General features: G+C 64.6%; 16 protein-coding genes and 3 tRNA genes. 14 read left to right on the forward strand and 5 right to left on the reverse strand.

Features of this window, described 5'->3' with window-relative positions; genetic code table 11:
* Nucleotides 1-151: 151 nt before the first annotated feature.
* Together PY310_RS08815 and PY310_RS08820 are read right to left on the reverse strand one after the other, a co-directional pair.
* Nucleotides 152-1,072 (reverse strand): cation diffusion facilitator family transporter, encoded by a 921-nt coding sequence (locus PY310_RS08815; protein WP_275214013.1) that lies wholly within the window; start codon nt 1,070-1,072, stop codon nt 152-154.
* 10 nt (nt 1,073-1,082) lie between these two features.
* A complete protein-coding gene (locus tag PY310_RS08820) occupies nt 1,083-1,511 on the reverse strand; it encodes a metallopeptidase family protein (RefSeq protein ID WP_275214014.1) in 429 nt (142 codons plus the stop codon).
* Nucleotides 1,512-1,584: 73 nt separating this feature from the next.
* Between PY310_RS08820 and PY310_RS08825 the strand changes: the two genes are divergently transcribed.
* Nucleotides 1,585-2,214: a class I SAM-dependent methyltransferase gene (locus PY310_RS08825; protein ID WP_275214015.1), complete on the forward strand. Its 630-nt coding sequence runs from the start codon at nt 1,585-1,587 to the stop codon at nt 2,212-2,214.
* Here PY310_RS08825 and PY310_RS08830 read toward each other — a convergent pair.
* Nucleotides 2,211-3,152, reverse strand: a complete 942-nt coding sequence (locus tag PY310_RS08830; protein WP_275214016.1) for a DMT family transporter — start codon at nt 3,150-3,152, stop codon at nt 2,211-2,213. The genes PY310_RS08825 and PY310_RS08830 overlap by 4 nt on opposite strands.
* A 123-nt stretch (nt 3,153-3,275) precedes the next feature.
* Here PY310_RS08830 and PY310_RS08835 point away from each other — a divergent pair, with 123 nt between their 5' ends.
* The gene (locus tag PY310_RS08835) at nt 3,276-4,001 is read left to right on the forward strand and encodes a DsbA family protein (protein WP_275214017.1); all 726 of its coding nucleotides are present in this window, start codon (nt 3,276-3,278) and stop codon (nt 3,999-4,001) included.
* Nucleotides 4,002-4,010: 9 nt separating this feature from the next.
* Here the strand turns inward: PY310_RS08835 and PY310_RS08840 are convergent, their stop codons facing one another.
* Nucleotides 4,011-5,030 (reverse strand): PHP domain-containing protein, encoded by a 1,020-nt coding sequence (locus tag PY310_RS08840; protein ID WP_275214018.1) that lies wholly within the window; start codon nt 5,028-5,030, stop codon nt 4,011-4,013.
* Between the two features lie 168 nt (nt 5,031-5,198).
* On the opposite strand from PY310_RS08840, the gene PY310_RS08845 reads away from it, so the two are divergent.
* The 8 genes from PY310_RS08845 to PY310_RS08880 all read left to right on the forward strand — a co-directional run bounded on the left by PY310_RS08845 (nt 5,199) and on the right by PY310_RS08880 (nt 8,008).
* Nucleotides 5,199-5,271, forward strand: a tRNA-Glu gene (locus tag PY310_RS08845).
* Nucleotides 5,272-5,362: 91 nt separating this feature from the next.
* Nucleotides 5,363-5,436: transfer RNA gene (locus tag PY310_RS08850), tRNA-Asp, on the forward strand.
* Between the two features lie 48 nt (nt 5,437-5,484).
* Nucleotides 5,485-5,560: transfer RNA gene (locus PY310_RS08855), tRNA-Phe, on the forward strand.
* Nucleotides 5,561-5,720: 160 nt separating this feature from the next.
* Complete coding sequence (locus tag PY310_RS08860) at nt 5,721-6,191, forward strand: Asp23/Gls24 family envelope stress response protein (RefSeq protein ID WP_275214019.1); 471 nt, start codon at nt 5,721-5,723, stop codon at nt 6,189-6,191.
* Nucleotides 6,188-6,379, forward strand: coding sequence for a hypothetical protein (locus PY310_RS08865; protein WP_275214020.1), 192 nt, complete (start codon nt 6,188-6,190; stop codon nt 6,377-6,379). The genes PY310_RS08860 and PY310_RS08865 overlap by 4 nt, the downstream gene beginning before the upstream one ends.
* Nucleotides 6,376-6,756 (forward strand): hypothetical protein, encoded by a 381-nt coding sequence (locus PY310_RS08870; RefSeq protein WP_275214021.1) that lies wholly within the window; start codon nt 6,376-6,378, stop codon nt 6,754-6,756. The genes PY310_RS08865 and PY310_RS08870 overlap by 4 nt, the downstream gene beginning before the upstream one ends.
* Nucleotides 6,757-6,830: 74 nt before the next feature.
* Entirely contained in the window at nt 6,831-7,400 is a 570-nt protein-coding gene (locus tag PY310_RS08875) for a DUF6286 domain-containing protein (RefSeq protein WP_275214141.1), read from the forward strand.
* Nucleotides 7,397-8,008: a hypothetical protein gene (locus PY310_RS08880; protein WP_275214022.1), complete on the forward strand. Its 612-nt coding sequence runs from the start codon at nt 7,397-7,399 to the stop codon at nt 8,006-8,008. Before PY310_RS08875 ends, PY310_RS08880 begins: the two co-directional genes overlap by 4 nt.
* Nucleotides 8,009-8,037: 29 nt before the next feature.
* Here PY310_RS08880 and PY310_RS08885 read toward each other — a convergent pair whose 3' ends face one another.
* Nucleotides 8,038-9,885, reverse strand: a complete 1,848-nt coding sequence (locus tag PY310_RS08885) for a glycoside hydrolase family 13 protein (protein WP_275214023.1) — start codon at nt 9,883-9,885, stop codon at nt 8,038-8,040.
* A gap of 103 nt (nt 9,886-9,988) precedes the next feature.
* Here PY310_RS08885 and PY310_RS08890 point away from each other — a divergent pair, with 103 nt between their 5' ends.
* From PY310_RS08890 to PY310_RS08905, 4 genes are read left to right on the forward strand one after another with little or no spacing between them, the layout of a single operon-like run.
* On the forward strand, nt 9,989-11,275 hold the full coding sequence (locus tag PY310_RS08890; RefSeq protein WP_275214024.1) for an ABC transporter substrate-binding protein: 1,287 nt from the start codon (nt 9,989-9,991) through the stop codon (nt 11,273-11,275).
* A 6-nt stretch (nt 11,276-11,281) separates the two neighbouring features.
* On the forward strand, nt 11,282-12,319 hold the full coding sequence (locus tag PY310_RS08895) for a carbohydrate ABC transporter permease (RefSeq protein WP_275214025.1): 1,038 nt from the start codon (nt 11,282-11,284) through the stop codon (nt 12,317-12,319).
* Complete coding sequence (locus PY310_RS08900; RefSeq protein ID WP_275214026.1) at nt 12,316-13,212, forward strand: carbohydrate ABC transporter permease; 897 nt, start codon at nt 12,316-12,318, stop codon at nt 13,210-13,212. The genes PY310_RS08895 and PY310_RS08900 overlap by 4 nt, the downstream gene beginning before the upstream one ends.
* Nucleotides 13,209-13,478 carry a hypothetical protein gene (locus PY310_RS08905; protein ID WP_275214027.1) on the forward strand — a complete coding sequence of 90 codons (270 nt, stop codon included), beginning with the start codon at nt 13,209-13,211 and terminating at the stop codon, nt 13,476-13,478. The genes PY310_RS08900 and PY310_RS08905 overlap by 4 nt, the downstream gene beginning before the upstream one ends.
* Nucleotides 13,479-13,527: the final 49 nt, after the last annotated feature.

Raw genomic sequence — 13,527 nt, forward strand, 5'->3', positions numbered from 1 at the left:
ACAAATGGCCCCTCTGCTGATCGCCCAGCAGTCAGAGGCTACGTGACATGCTCCACTTTGGCAACAGCAGTCACATCAATAACATAAACAACAACAGTGTGATTGCGTCCCATTTGCAGCCAGCGTGTCGTAGGCCCACCGCCACGAGGAACTACGCGTGCTGGGCGGACTCGTGCTCGGAATGGCTGGCAGGCTCGAGCTGGAACGTGCAGTGCTCGGTGTCGAAGTGGGAGCCGAGGCACGCGGTCAGCTTGTCCAGGACCTGGTCTGCGCCGCGGGCGTTCAGGACGCCGTCCTCCACCACCACGTGGGCGGAAAACACCGGCACGCCGGAGGTGATGGTCCAGATGTGGATGTCGTGAACGTCCACCACGCCGTCGACACTGAGGATGTGTTCGCGGATCATCTGAACCTCCACACCCTTCGGAGTGGCTTCAAGGAGAACGTCCACCACGTCGCGGAGCAGGCTCCAGGCCCGCGGCAGGATCATCAGGGCAATGAGGACTGAGGCGATGGTATCGGCCGCCTGGTAGCCGGTGAACATGATGATCAGGGCCGCGACAATGACGGCGAAGGAACCCAGCAGGTCACCAAGCACTTCAAGATACGCCCCCCGCACATTCAGGCTGTCCCGGTGCGCGCCGTGCAGGATCAGCAGCGACACCAGGTTGGCCACGGCGCCCAGGATGGCGGCGAAGAGCATGATGTCGGTATGGACTTCGGGCGCCGACCCGATGCGCCGGATGGCCTCGGTGAAGATGACCACGGAGATGACAATCAGGATCAGGGCATTGGCCAGGGCGGCGAGGACCTCCGCGCGCTGGTAGCCGTAGGTCCGCTGGTCGCTGGCCGGCCGCCCCGCGATCCAGGCTGCCAGGAGGGCGATGGTGACGCCCGCGGCGTCGGACAGCATGTGGCCGGCGTCTGCCAGCAGCGCCAGGGATCCGGACAGGACGGACCCCACCACCTGGACCAGGACAACGGTCAGCGTGATGGCCAGGACGGCGATGAGCCGTTTGCGGTGCCGGCCCGTTGCTGTGATCCCGTGCGTGTGGCTGTGGTCGTGTCCCATGGCTACAAGGCTAGTCCCAGCCCAGCTCGTGCAGCCTGTGGTCATCGATGCCGAAGTGATGGGCGATCTCATGCACCACGGTCACGGCAACCTCCCGGATGACCTCCTCGCGGGAGACGCAGATGTCCAGGATGGGCTGGCGGAAGATCGTGATCCGGTCCGGCAGCGAACCGGCGTCCCACCAGGAATCACGCTCCGTCAGGGGGACACCTTCATAGAGGCCCAGCAGGACGGTGTCCGGGTCTTCACCGGGACCGGGCACATAGTCGTCCTCGACAAAGACGGCCACGTTGTCCATGGCGGCTGCAAGTTTGGGCGGGATCAGGCCCAGGGCATCAGTGACAGCGGCTTCGAAGTCGTCAGCGGACATCTCGAAGGGAAGCGGCTCGTGCGGGCCCTCCGGGATGATGGGCAGTCCGGGCGGGAGATGGGCGGGCATAAGCAGACTCTAGTCCGCGGCCGGGCCGGCATGCATACTGAAAGCCGGACCTCGACCCCCAGTGAGGAACCGCATGTCCATCCACCACCGCCTGTTTGCAGCCACCTACGACACCCTGTTGAAGCCAGTGGAACGCAGGGAGCTCGCGCCCAGAAGAGCGCGGCTGCTCGCCGGGCTGCAGGGAACTGTGGTGGACGTCGGCTCAGGCACCGGAGCCAATCTTTCCCACTTCCGCCATGCAAAACGCGTCGTTCTCGTGGAACCGGATCCTTACATGAGGGCCAGGTTGAGCACCCGGCTGGGGGAATCACCCGTCCCGGTTACCGTTTCCGACGCCGATGCGGAGCACCTGCCGCTGGCCGACGGCGAAGCGGACGCGGTCGTATTCACCCTGGTGCTGTGCTCGGTGCCGGATCAACGGCTTGCGCTGCTGGAAGCGCGCAGGGTACTCAAGCCTGGTGGAACCCTGGCTGTGCTGGAACACGTCCGCCGTCCGGGCCGTGCCGGCCGCTGGCAGGACAGGCTGGATGGCCTGTGGGGCCGGTTCGTTGCGCCGGGGTGCCACCTCAACCGGAACACGGTTGCAGCCATTGCCGAGGCCGGGTTCGACTTCACCGAAGTCAGCAGGTTTGAACCACCGGCTGTTGCACTGGCCACTCCGGTCATCGCGGGTACGGCGGTTTTGCGGCCCGGGGATCGCTAGGCCCGGCGGCGGGTGAGGCCCACCCCGACCAGGCAGACAGCGCCGCCCACCAGGCCCCAGACGGAGGGGACCTCGCTGAGGAGGAGCCAGGAGATCAGGATGGTGGTCCCGGGCACCAGGTAGGTGGTGGCAGCCAACTTCCCGGCCTCGATGAGGGACAACGCGTAAGCCCACGTGGTGAAGGCGATCGCCGTCGGAAAGACGCCGAGGTACACCAGCCCCCACGTAGCGGGCGCCGGCGCGGCCTGCAGTTCAGAGACCAGCTGCCCGGCAAACGGCAGGCAGCAGATGGCGCCCACCATGATGCCAAACCACGTGGCCTGCGCAGCCGGAACCTTCCGCAGCACCGGTTTCTGGATGATGACACTGACCGCGGCGAGCACGGCGGCGAGGAGGCAGAGCAGCACGCCGGCAACATCCGCCGTCGAACGTTCACCCGAAGACGGGCCCGAACCAAGCGCGATCAGCGCCACCCCGCCGAAGGCCACCAGGCTGCCGATGATCAGCCAGCGCGGGAAGCCTTCCCTCAGGACGAGGCCCGCCATGATGGCCACCAGGATGGGATTGACGTTGATCAGCAGGGCCGCGGTGCCGGCATCCAGAAGGTGCTCCGCCGCATTCAGCGCCACGTTGTAGCCGCCGAACCACATCACCCCGTAGCCGAGGATGGGCCACCATTCGCGGCCACGCGGCAGTGCCTTGCTCCTGCGCAGTTGAGGCAGCACCAAGGCACCGAGTACGACGGCGGCAACCGCCAACCTGCCCAGCGTCAGGGACCCGGGGGAAAAGTTTGGTCCGATCGCCCGGATGCCCACAAACGCCGATGCCCACAGCACCACCGTGACCAGGACAGCCGCGATGCCGGGTTTGCTGACGCGGCCGTGCTCGGCGGGAGGGGGTGCTGAGTGTGCAGAATCGACGGGGGAGGTGGAAGCCATGCTGCCAATCTAGCCCTGCACCGGGCTGGCGGCTGGCGGAAATCGGGCACCTCTGGTCGAGTTCCTGTCATGGGCCGGCTGCGAATAGCCGGGTACTGCTGCGGGCCGGTTAGGATGCGTTCCATGGTCACAGCTTCTACGTCCCGCGGGTCCGCCCCCGACCCTGCCAAGAGGGTCCGCCGGGTCATCTGGATCCTGCTCGGTGTCATGGTGGTGGCCGGCGGTGCCTGGTACGCGATGCTGACGCTGAACAAGCCCGCGGCCCCGGCCGTGCCGCCGCCTGCCGCGGCCGGTCCGGGCGCTCCAGCCTCTCAAGCCGCCGAACAACTGGTCCGGGCGGACAGCCACCGGCTCACCGCCCCGGCTGTGGAAAAGGCGCAGCTGGTGGAGTTCCTGGACTTTGAATGCGAAGCCTGCCGCTCCATCCATCCTTTCGCGGAGGAACTGAAGCAGGAATTTGGCGACAGCATCACCTTCGTCAACCGCTATTTCCCGCTCCCTTCACACCCGAACTCCGGCACCGCCGCGCTCGCTGTGGAAGCTGCCGCGCAGCAAGGCAAGTTTGAAGCCATGGCCGCGAAGATGTTTGAAACCCAGGATCAGTGGCACGGAAAGCCCGAGTCCCAGGCGCCGCTCTTCCGCACCTTTGCTGCGGACCTGGGACTCGACCTCGCCGCGTTCGACGCTGTTGTGCTCGATGAGAAAACGAAGGACCGCATCCGTGCCGATGTTGCGGACGGTACGGCCCTGGGCGTGAGAAGCACTCCGACTTTCTTCCTGAACGGCGAGAAGCTGACTTTGACCACCAAACAGGACTTCCGGCAGAAACTGGCCGCCGCGGTAAAGTAGCCGGCTTCGTCAGCCTTTCCCGGCCCACGCCAGCAGCCGGTCCAGGGGCCATGTGGTGACTATCCGCTCGGCGGGGACCCCGTTCAGGGCGGCGCGGGCGGCTCCATACTGGAGGAAGTCGAGCTGTCCGGGTGCGTGGGCGTCGCTGTCGATTGAAAAGAGGCACCCGGCGTCCAGGGCAAGCTGAATCAGGTTGTCCGGCGGGTCCTGCCGTTCGGGCCGCGAGTTGATCTCCACGGCCACGTTGTGTTCGGCGCATGCGGCAAAGACTTCCCTGGCATCAAACTCGGACGGGGGCCGGGTGCCGCGCGATCCTTCCACCAGGCGGCCGGTGCAATGGCCCAGGACGTTGGTGTGCGGATCCCGGATGCCACCCAGCATGCGTTCGGTCATGGTGCTCCGGTCCGAGCGGAGTTTGGAGTGCACGCTGGCCACCACGATGTCCAGCCGGTCCAGCATCGCCGGAGTCTGGTCCAGCTCGCCGGACTCCAGGATGTCCACCTCGATGCCGGCAAGGAGTCGAAAACCGTTGGTGTTGCCCGCGTTGAGCCCTGCCACAACATCGAGCTGCTCTGTGAGGCGCTCCACGCTGAGGCCGTTGGCGACGGTCAGGTTGGGTGAGTGGTCGGTGAGGGCCAGGTATTCGCGCCCCAGCACCTGCGCCGCCGCAGCCATCAGCTGGATGGGGGAACCGCCGTCGGACCAGTCACTGTGGCTGTGCAGATCGCCGCGCAGCGACTTCCGCAGCTCAGTCCCGCCGTCGTCCAGAGGCTCCTGCCCCTTCAGCCGAAGGTCTGCGAGGTAGTCCGGCACCTCGCCGTCCACCGCCTGGCGCACCACCTGGTAGGTGCGGTCGCCGATTCCCTTCATGCTTTTGAGCCTGCCGTCCCGGGCACGTGCCTCCACCTCGGCAGGGGCCAGGCCGGCGATGACCCCGGCTGCCTTCCGAAAGGCCTGGACCTTGAAGGTGGCAGCGCGTCCGCGCTCCAGCCAAAAGGCGATCTCGTTGAGCGCGGCGACGGCATCCATCCGTCCATCTTCGCTTGTCCCGGCCGCTTCGTTGAGTCCTTCCCGGCCCGATTTTGGAATATTCCATCCAAGGCCCTATAGTTTTAGAGTCCAGTTCGGAGAAACACCAAACGGCAAAGACTGACGGCCTCGGCCCGAAGCCTTTTCTTTTGTTCCGAACGGGTTCTGGCCCCCATCGTCTAGCGGCCTAGGACACCGCCCTTTCACGGCGGCGGCACGGGTTCGAATCCCGTTGGGGGTACGCAAGGAACTGGTCTGGCAGGCAGAAAATGTCTGGTAAGCTAGGAGCCTTGAAAAAACGCGGTAGGCATACTGCGAAGCAAGAAACGCAAGGCCCTGTAGCGCAGTTGGTTAGCGCGCCGCCCTGTCACGGCGGAGGTCGCGGGTTCAAGTCCCGTCAGGGTCGCTCTGGTTGCCGGAAGAGATTTCGGCGGTCATGGTGACATGTCACCTAGGCTCTGTAGCTCAGTTGGTAGAGCGTTCGACTGAAAATCGAAAGGTCACCGGATCGACGCCGGTCGGAGCCACCACTGGGAAGCATCAGTTCTTCGGAACTGGTGCTTTTCTTCTTTAACCGGCGTTGGCAGGCTGGGAGCCGCCTACGAAGCTGCGCGGGCGGCAGCCGGAAAATTACCGCATGTTGTCACGGCCAAGGGATAGGGTTGGAAACAACAGAAGGGGAAGTGCCTGATGGAATACCAGAACCCACAACCCGATCCGGCCGGTCGCCAGCTTGATGCCGGCCAGCTCGCTGCCGCTTCGGCAGCGCCCGGCCATGGCCGCACGGTGATCTCTGAAACAGCCGTGGCCAAGGTCGCCGGCATCGCTGCCCGTTCCGTGCCCGGCGTCTATTCCCTCGGTTCCGTACCGTCGCGGGCCCTGGGGGCCATCCGGGATGCGGTTGGCAGCTCGGACCACGCCGCAGGTGTCCGGGCCGAGGTCGGCGAAACCCAGGTTGCCGTGGACATCAGCCTGGTGGCCTCCTACGGCACTCCCCTCCACTCCCTCGCCAACCAGGTCCGGGCCTCGGTGTACCGCGCCGTTGAGGAACTTGTTGGCCTGCAGGTCATCGAAGTAAACGTCGAAATAACGGATGTCTACGTGGCCCCGCCGCCCAAGGCCGCGCCTCCTGTAGCTACAGAGCGGGAGGCACTGCTGTGAACCTGACCGTCGTGGGCATCGCTGTGGGCGCATTCGTCGCGTTTATGTCCTTCCAGTTCGGGTTGTGGGGCTTCCTGGTTTCGCTCCTCTTCATGGCCATCGGGGCCCTGCTGGGCCGCGCTGCGGAAGGAAAACTGGACCTGCGCGGCGTCATGGATGCGATCATCGGCCGGCGCTCCTCATCATGACCGCGGCCGTACCGTCCTTCCCTCCACAGGGGCTGCATGGTCATAACAGGATCAGCACACAGGCCCTGACCAGCCTTGCCAAGGCAGCCGCAGCCGAGGCCCTGGGGGTCGAAGCGCATGACGTGCGTGCGGACTGGTCGGACGACGACGGCCTGCTGGCTTTAGCGCTCGTGGCACCCATCAGGGTGCCGCCCCTGGCAGCGGTGCTGCGGGATGCCGGCAGGGTTGCCGCGTTCGGAGGGCCGATCCGGGACCGGACGGTGCAGGCCAAGAGCCGGATCCTCAATACCGTCACCGCGCTGAGCGGGGCGCGCCTGAGCAGAGTGGATATCCGTATCAGCGGTGTCAAGCCAAGCGAGGGAGGCAGGGTCCAGTGAGCCACAAACTCGACAACGGGAATTTGACGGCCCCCAGGGAAGCCGCCCCGGCGCCCGAGGGTCCCCGGTTGGACATGCACAGGGTGGTGCACCGGGAAACCCATTCATCACGGGCCGCGGTGTCAACAGTGGCGGCCGTGCTGGTGATGGTGGTGGCGGGCTATGGCCTGCTCGAATCGGCTGTGCACGCCATCGGGCAACCCGCCTGGCTGATCGAACCCCAACTGGCGGCCGAACGCATCGTGGCCCTGCCGGCCGGGCTGCCGCCGCTGCTGCTCGGTGCCGGGGGTGCCGTGGTTGCGATGGCCGGACTCTTTTTCCTGCTCAACGCCGTGCTCCCCGGCAGACGGGCGAGGCACGTACTCAAGGGCGGCGATTCCGCCGTCGCAGTGGTGGTGGACGACGAAGTCATCGCGTCGGCATTGGCCCGCAGTGCACGGCTGGCGGCCAACGTCACCCCCGAACAGGTCATGGTGGTGGTCTCGCAGCGGCAGGTCGTGGTCAACGTCCGGCCCACCTCCGGTGTGCCGGTGACGGAACAGGCGGTGCTTGCCGCCGTCGAAAGCGAACTCACGGAGATGGCACTGGATCCTGTCCCGGAAGTCCGCGTGAACATTTCCACTGCGGGGGTGATCGGCGCATGACCAGCACACCCACGGTTCTCAACCGGATCCTGCTCGGAATCCTTGGGCTTAAACTTTTTGCGGTAGGGATCCTCCTGGTGCTGCTGGCCACCGTTCCCGCCGTCGGAACGTGGTGGCACGGGTGGTCCGGTGCCGCCTGGAACGGCGTGAACCAGGCTTTTGACGGGACCCGTTTTCCCGGCCGCCCCGAAAGCTGGCTGTGGATCATGATGGCCGTCGCCTTGGTGATCCTGATCGCCCTGATGGTTGCCTGGGTGGCCCAGCAGGGCAAGGGCCGCAGCAACCTCCTGGTGGCCGAATTCGATCCCGGCGACGTCCCCGGCGACGTACGCATCAGCGGGGGAGTGGCAGAGCAGGCACTCAAACATGCCTTGGCGGAACGTCCGGATCTCGCCGGAGCCACAGTGGCCACGTACGACGTCCGCGGCACGCCGGCACTGAAGATTCGGCTGCAGCCGCGCCAGGGCGTGGCGCCGCACCACTTGGCCGCGGAAGTCACCGGCCTTGTGGCGGCTCTGGACGCGGTGGTGGGAAAATCCACGCCGGTCCTGATCCACATCGGCGCCGGGGCCAGGACACGGTTCAGCCGCGCCGAACGCGTCCGCTAAAACTCGACGGAGCGCGCTGCCGTGGGGAGCTACGCGGGAACCAGATAGGCCGCACTGTGCGGCGGCAGCTCCGCGGCGGCCTCGCCGGCCCCGGGTCCGGATCCGCTTACCAGTGCCACCCTGTAGCCGGCGGGGACCGGCACCGCTGCGGAACCCATATTGCCGAGGACCAGGACGCTGCCGTTGGTGAACGCCAAGACACCGTTGGCCGGTTGATGAAGGCCGGCCCACTGGAACGTTCCGGACCCCAGGCCGTTGGCCGAACGGAAAGCGACCGCTGAGCGGTACAGCTCCAAGGTGGAACCGGGCACGTCCTCCTGCCGGTCCGCAGCGAGGTCCCTGAAGGACTCCGGCTGGGGCAGCCACGGCGCGGCGGGACCGCTGACGCCGGCGCCGCCCTCACTGGTGTAAGCCTCCGCGAAGCCATACCCGGGTTCGTCCGCCCGCCAGGGTAGGGGAACCCGGCACCCGTCGCGGCCCACCTCCACACCGTTGGTACGGAAAAAGGTCGGGTCCTGCCGGGCCTCGTCCGGCAGGGTGGTGTGCTCAGGGAGGCCCAGTTCCTCACCCTGATAGATGTAGGCCGAGCCCGGCAGCGCAAGGGAAATCATGGCGGCCGCGCGGGCGCGCGCCAGGCCCAGGGCTGCGTCCGGCTGCTCATCCGCGGCGGCGATGCCCTTGGGGAATGTGGTGGGATCCTGCAGGCCAAACCGGGTGCCATGACGGACGGTGTCGTGGTTGCTCAGCACCCAGGTGGATGGCGCTCCGACGGACGCGGCCGCATGGAGGGAGTCCTGGATTGCTTCGGCCATGCGTTCCGCGTCCCACCCCGCGAGGAGGAAATCAAAGTTGAAAGCCTGCTGCATTTCGTCCTTGCGAACGTACCTGGCCAAGCGCTCTGCCGGTTCCACCCATGCCTCGGCAACCATCATCCGGTCGCCGTCATAAGCGGCCAGTAATCGGTTCCAGTCCCGGTATATGTCATGCACGCCGTCCTGGTCGAAGAACGGCGACGGCGGGTATTGCGGCGACACAGCGCGGTGAGGTTCCTGGGCTTCCGTATGGCCACCCGGAGCATCTCCCGGCGGCAAATGTCCCTTGTCGGCAGCCTCCCCGGTGCCTTCCACCATGGCGGCCACGCCTTCCCAGTCCGGTAACCCGGCTTCCTTGACCAGCCCATGGGCAACATCGACGCGGAAACCGGCAACACCCCGGTCCAACCAGAAACGCATCACAGAACGCATCTCCTCTTTGACCTCAGCGTTGTCCCAGTTCAGATCGGGCTGTTTGGTATCAAAAAGATGCAGATACCATTCCCCGGCGCGGCCATTGGCTTCGGTCACCCTGCTCCAGGCGGGTCCGCCAAAGATGGATTTCCAGTTGTTGGGGGCGAGGTTTCCGTCGCCGCTGCCCGCGGCTTCATCGCTACCTTTCCGGAACATGTACCGGTTCCGTTCGTCGGATCCTGGAGCTGAGGCGAGAGCTTCCTGGAACCAGGTGTGTTCGTCCGACGTGTGGTTGGGCACCAGGTCCACAATGACTTTGATGTCCAGCGTGGCCGCCGCCTCCAGCATCGCGTCGAAATCGGCCAGTGACCCGAAAAGTGGGTCAACCTGGCGGTAGTCCGCCACATCGTAACCGGCATCCGCCTGGGGAGACTTGTAGAACGGTGACAGCCAGATCGCGTCCACGCCAAGCCGGTGGAGATAGGGCAGCCGAGCCGTCACCCCGTTGAGGTCGCCCATGCCATCGCCGTTCGAGTCTGCAAAGGAGCGGGGGTAAATCTGGTAGATAACGGCGCTGGTCCACCATGCCTGGGTGGAGGAGCCTGCAGGGGAGAGGGAGCTGTTCGGCAAAGATATCCTTTCCGTAAACATTGAGTGTAAACGCTTGCATTTCCGGCAGTAACCTTACTAGTGTGATCCTCACCACTTCAACTGCACCGCCGATTTGCTCGAAACTCAGCGAGGAGTCTCCTACATGAAATCCCCTAAGTTCCTACTGCCCGCCGCCGCGGCCGGCATCCTGGCCATTACCCTCTCCGCCTGCGGCGGGGGCGGCGGCACCACCGGCGGCGGGGGCGGCGGTGACGCCGAACAGGGCCTCGACGGCCGCGGTCCCATCACCTACGTACAGGGCAAGGACAACAGCAACGTGGTCCGTCCCCTGGTCGACAAGTGGAACGCCGCGCACCCGAATGAGAAGGTCACGTTCAAGGAACAGACAGACCAGGCCGACCAGCAGCATGACGACCTTGTCCAGCACTTCCAGGCGAAAGACGCCGGCTACGACGTCGTGGACGTGGACGTTGTCTGGACAGCCGAGTTCGCCGCCAAGGGATGGCTGCAGCCGCTCAAGGACAAGATGGCGATCGACACCAGTGCCATGCTCAAGCCGACCGTCGAAAGCGGTACCTACAAGGGGACGCTGTACGCCGCCCCGCAGACCTCCGACGGCGCCATTCTCTACTACCGCAAGGATCTGGTTCCCAACGCGCCCAAGACGTGGGACGAAATGATGGGCATGTGCTCCATCGCCAAAGCCAACAACATTGGCTGCTTCGCGGGCCAATACAGCAAGTACGAAGGCCTGACAGTCAACGCGTCGGAGGCCATCAACTCCTCGGGTGGCTCCGTGCTGGACAAGAACGGTAAACCCAGCCTGAACACGAGTGAAGCCAAGGCAGGGCTGGAAAACCTTGCGAAGGCATATGCCGACGGCAACATTCCGAAGGAAGCCATCACCTACAAGGAAGAAGAAAGCCGGCAGGCCTTCCAGGACGGCAAGCTCCTGTTCCTGCGCAACTGGCCTTACGTCTACAACCTGGCCGTCACGGAAGGATCCTCCAAGGTGAAGGACGTCCTGGGTCTGGCTGCCCTTCCGGGCAAGGACGGTCCGGGTGCCTCGTCACTGGGTGGCCACAACCTGGCCGTCAGCGTCTACTCGAAGAACAAGGCCACCGCCCTGGACTTCCTGAAGTTCATGACGTCCGCAGAAACTGAGAAGTTCTACGCCACCCAGGGTTCGCTGGCCCCGGTCCTGGGTTCGCTGTACGAAGACAAGGACCTCGTCGCCAAGCTTCCGTACCTGCCGGTCTTGAAGACGTCGATCGAGAATGCCGTGCCGCGTCCGGTGACGCCGTTCTACCCGGCGGTCACCAAGGCCATCCAGGAAAATGCCTACTCTGCCATCAAGGGGGAGAAATCCGTGGAAACTGCTTTGTCAGACATGCAAAAGTCCATCGAGTCCGCGAGCGCGGGACAGTAGCCAGTCATGGCAACCGAATTGGGCCCGACGCCGGTAAAGTCGCCGGCGTCGGGCGGTACCCCCGTCCATCACGCACCTAAAGGGGTTGGTGAGGACAACAAGATCCTGAGCCAGGGCAAATGGGCTACCTGGCTTCTTGCTCCCACCATCATCGCCCTGGCGGTTGTGATTGTTTATCCGATCATCAGCGCAATTGTGATGTCCTTCCAAAAGGACGCCGGGCTCGATCCGGTGACCGGACTCTTCACCGCCGGAGGCCCGGCAGGTTTCCAAAACTACGTCAACTGGCTTGCCCAGCAGTGCGCCGCTCCCGGCGGCGGAACTGTTGCGTGCCCGCCTGGTACCCTCGGTGGCCAGTTCTGGTCGGCCACGGCCACAACGTTCTTCTTCACCATTGTCACCGTAACGCTGGAGACGGTCCTGGGTTTCTGGATGGCACTCATCATGGCGCGGACATTCCGTGGCCGCAGCCTGGTCCGGGCCGCAGTCCTGGTTCCCTGGGCGATACCCACTGCAGTCACCGCCAAGCTGTGGCTGTTCATCTTCGCTTTCGAGGGGATCGCCAACAAGCTGTTCAACACCACCATTTTGTGGACGGGCAGCGAATGGCCCGCCAAATGGGCTGTCATCATCGCAGACGTTTGGAAAACCACGCCTTTCATGGCGCTGCTTATCCTCGCCGGCCTGCAAATGATTCCGGCGGATGTCTATGAAGCCGCCAAAGTTGACGGTGCCAGCACCTGGCAGCGGTTCCGGATGATCACCCTTCCGCTGGTCAAGCCGGCGCTTATGGTGGCTGTCCTCTTCCGCACCCTCGATGCTTTGCGGATGTTCGACCTCCCGTACATCCTCACCGGCGGTGCCAACAACACCACCACGCTGTCCATCCTGGTCATCAACCAGATCAGGCAAGGGTTCAACGCGGCGGCAGCTTTGTCCACGATCACGTTCATCATCATCTTCCTGGTGGCGTTCATCTTTGTGCGCTTCCTGGGTGCAAATGTCGTGGAACAAAGCGGAGCTACCGGTAAGGGGAAGAAATGAGCGCCGCGACAGCCACCACAGACCTCCGGGCGCAGCAGGACAGAGGAAGGAAGGCTGCCCAGAACAAGGAAAAGTGGGCGCAGGGCCGGACGTATATCAGCGCCGTCGTCATCCTGATCTGGTGCCTGGCGCCGGCTTACTGGATGGTGGTGACGGCGTTCCGCGAAGTCGGCTTCACTTACGACACCTCAATCCTGCCCACCCACGTCACGCTGGATAACTTCAATACCGCGTTCGACACGTCCTTCGGCAACCACTTTGGGCAGGCGCTGCTGAACAGCGTGTTCATCGGCGGCGTGGTCACGGTGGTCTCCCTGCTGATCGGCGTGTTCGCCGCCTACGCATTGGCCCGACTGAACTTCAGGTTCAAGTTCCTGGTACTGGGCTTCATCCTGGGCGCTTCCATGTTCCCGGGCGTTGCCCTCATCACCCCGTTGTTCCAGCTCTTCACCAATATCGGCTGGATGGGCACCTACCAGGCGCTGATCATCCCGAACATTTCCTTCGTGCTTCCCCTGACCGTCTACACCATGACCTCCTTCTTCCGCGAAATGCCGTGGGAACTTGAGGAGTCAGCACGCGTGGACGGCTGCACGCAGGGCCAGGCATTCCGGAAGGTCATCCTGCCCCTGGCCGCTCCGGCCATTTTCACCACGGCAATCCTGGCGTTCATTTCCTCGTGGAATGAATTCCTGATCGCCAGCCAGTTGTCCAGTGACGCCACCCAGCCGGTAACTGTTGCCATCGCAAGCTTTGCGGGCGCGCAGCCGAACCAGATCCCTTACACGGCCATCATGGCCGCGGGAACGATCGTTACTATTCCGCTGGTGATCCTGGTGCTGGTCTTCCAGCGCAAGATCGTTGCCGGACTTACCGCGGGCGCCGTCAAGTGAAAGGTGCTGCTGCGGACGGCGAGCGGAACCAGGGGCTGGTCCGCAGCGAGCACCGGCGGGCCCGTTCCGGGGAGGACTTCGACATTATCATCGGATTCCTCGGCTTCTGGGCCCTCGTCCTGCTGGCGGTTACCGTCTGGATGGAGGTCACCGCCCAGCCGGCACTCGGCTGGGCGCTGGGTCTGCTGGCTTTGCTGGCGGCTATCTACGGAATGGTCCGGCTTCGCCGCCGGCTGCCGGCAAGAACCGCCACGCGTAAGAACTAGGGGCTGACCCGGGAGCCAACGGCCGGGCAGAATAGACTGGCTTGCTGCG

The sequence above is a fragment of the Pseudarthrobacter naphthalenicus genome (assembly GCF_029076445.1).
GTDB classification, from domain to species: Bacteria; Actinomycetota; Actinomycetes; order Actinomycetales; family Micrococcaceae; genus Arthrobacter; species Arthrobacter naphthalenicus.

Bases quoted from the DNA above. Each gene is read 5' to 3' on its own strand.
- PY310_RS08860 (WP_275214019.1), top strand. From the start codon at position 5,721: ATGGAATACCAGAACCCACAACCCGATCCGGCCGGTCGCCAGCTTGAT.
- PY310_RS08880 (WP_275214022.1), top strand. From the start codon at position 7,397: ATGACCAGCACACCCACGGTTCTCAACCGGATCCTGCTCGGAATCCTT.
- PY310_RS08885 (WP_275214023.1), bottom strand. From the start codon at position 9,885: ATGTTTACGGAAAGGATATCTTTGCCGAACAGCTCCCTCTCCCCTGCA.
- PY310_RS08815 (WP_275214013.1), bottom strand. From the start codon at position 1,072: ATGGGACACGACCACAGCCACACGCACGGGATCACAGCAACGGGCCGG.
- PY310_RS08900 (WP_275214026.1), top strand. From the start codon at position 12,316: ATGAGCGCCGCGACAGCCACCACAGACCTCCGGGCGCAGCAGGACAGA.
- PY310_RS08875 (WP_275214141.1), top strand. From the start codon at position 6,831: ATGCACAGGGTGGTGCACCGGGAAACCCATTCATCACGGGCCGCGGTG.
- PY310_RS08895 (WP_275214025.1), top strand. From the start codon at position 11,282: ATGGCAACCGAATTGGGCCCGACGCCGGTAAAGTCGCCGGCGTCGGGC.
- PY310_RS08830 (WP_275214016.1), bottom strand. From the start codon at position 3,152: ATGGCTTCCACCTCCCCCGTCGATTCTGCACACTCAGCACCCCCTCCC.
- PY310_RS08890 (WP_275214024.1), top strand. From the start codon at position 9,989: ATGAAATCCCCTAAGTTCCTACTGCCCGCCGCCGCGGCCGGCATCCTG.
- PY310_RS08840 (WP_275214018.1), bottom strand. From the start codon at position 5,030: ATGGATGCCGTCGCCGCGCTCAACGAGATCGCCTTTTGGCTGGAGCGC.
- PY310_RS08825 (WP_275214015.1), top strand. From the start codon at position 1,585: ATGTCCATCCACCACCGCCTGTTTGCAGCCACCTACGACACCCTGTTG.
- PY310_RS08820 (WP_275214014.1), bottom strand. From the start codon at position 1,511: ATGCCCGCCCATCTCCCGCCCGGACTGCCCATCATCCCGGAGGGCCCG.
- PY310_RS08835 (WP_275214017.1), top strand. From the start codon at position 3,276: ATGGTCACAGCTTCTACGTCCCGCGGGTCCGCCCCCGACCCTGCCAAG.
- PY310_RS08870 (WP_275214021.1), top strand. From the start codon at position 6,376: ATGACCGCGGCCGTACCGTCCTTCCCTCCACAGGGGCTGCATGGTCAT.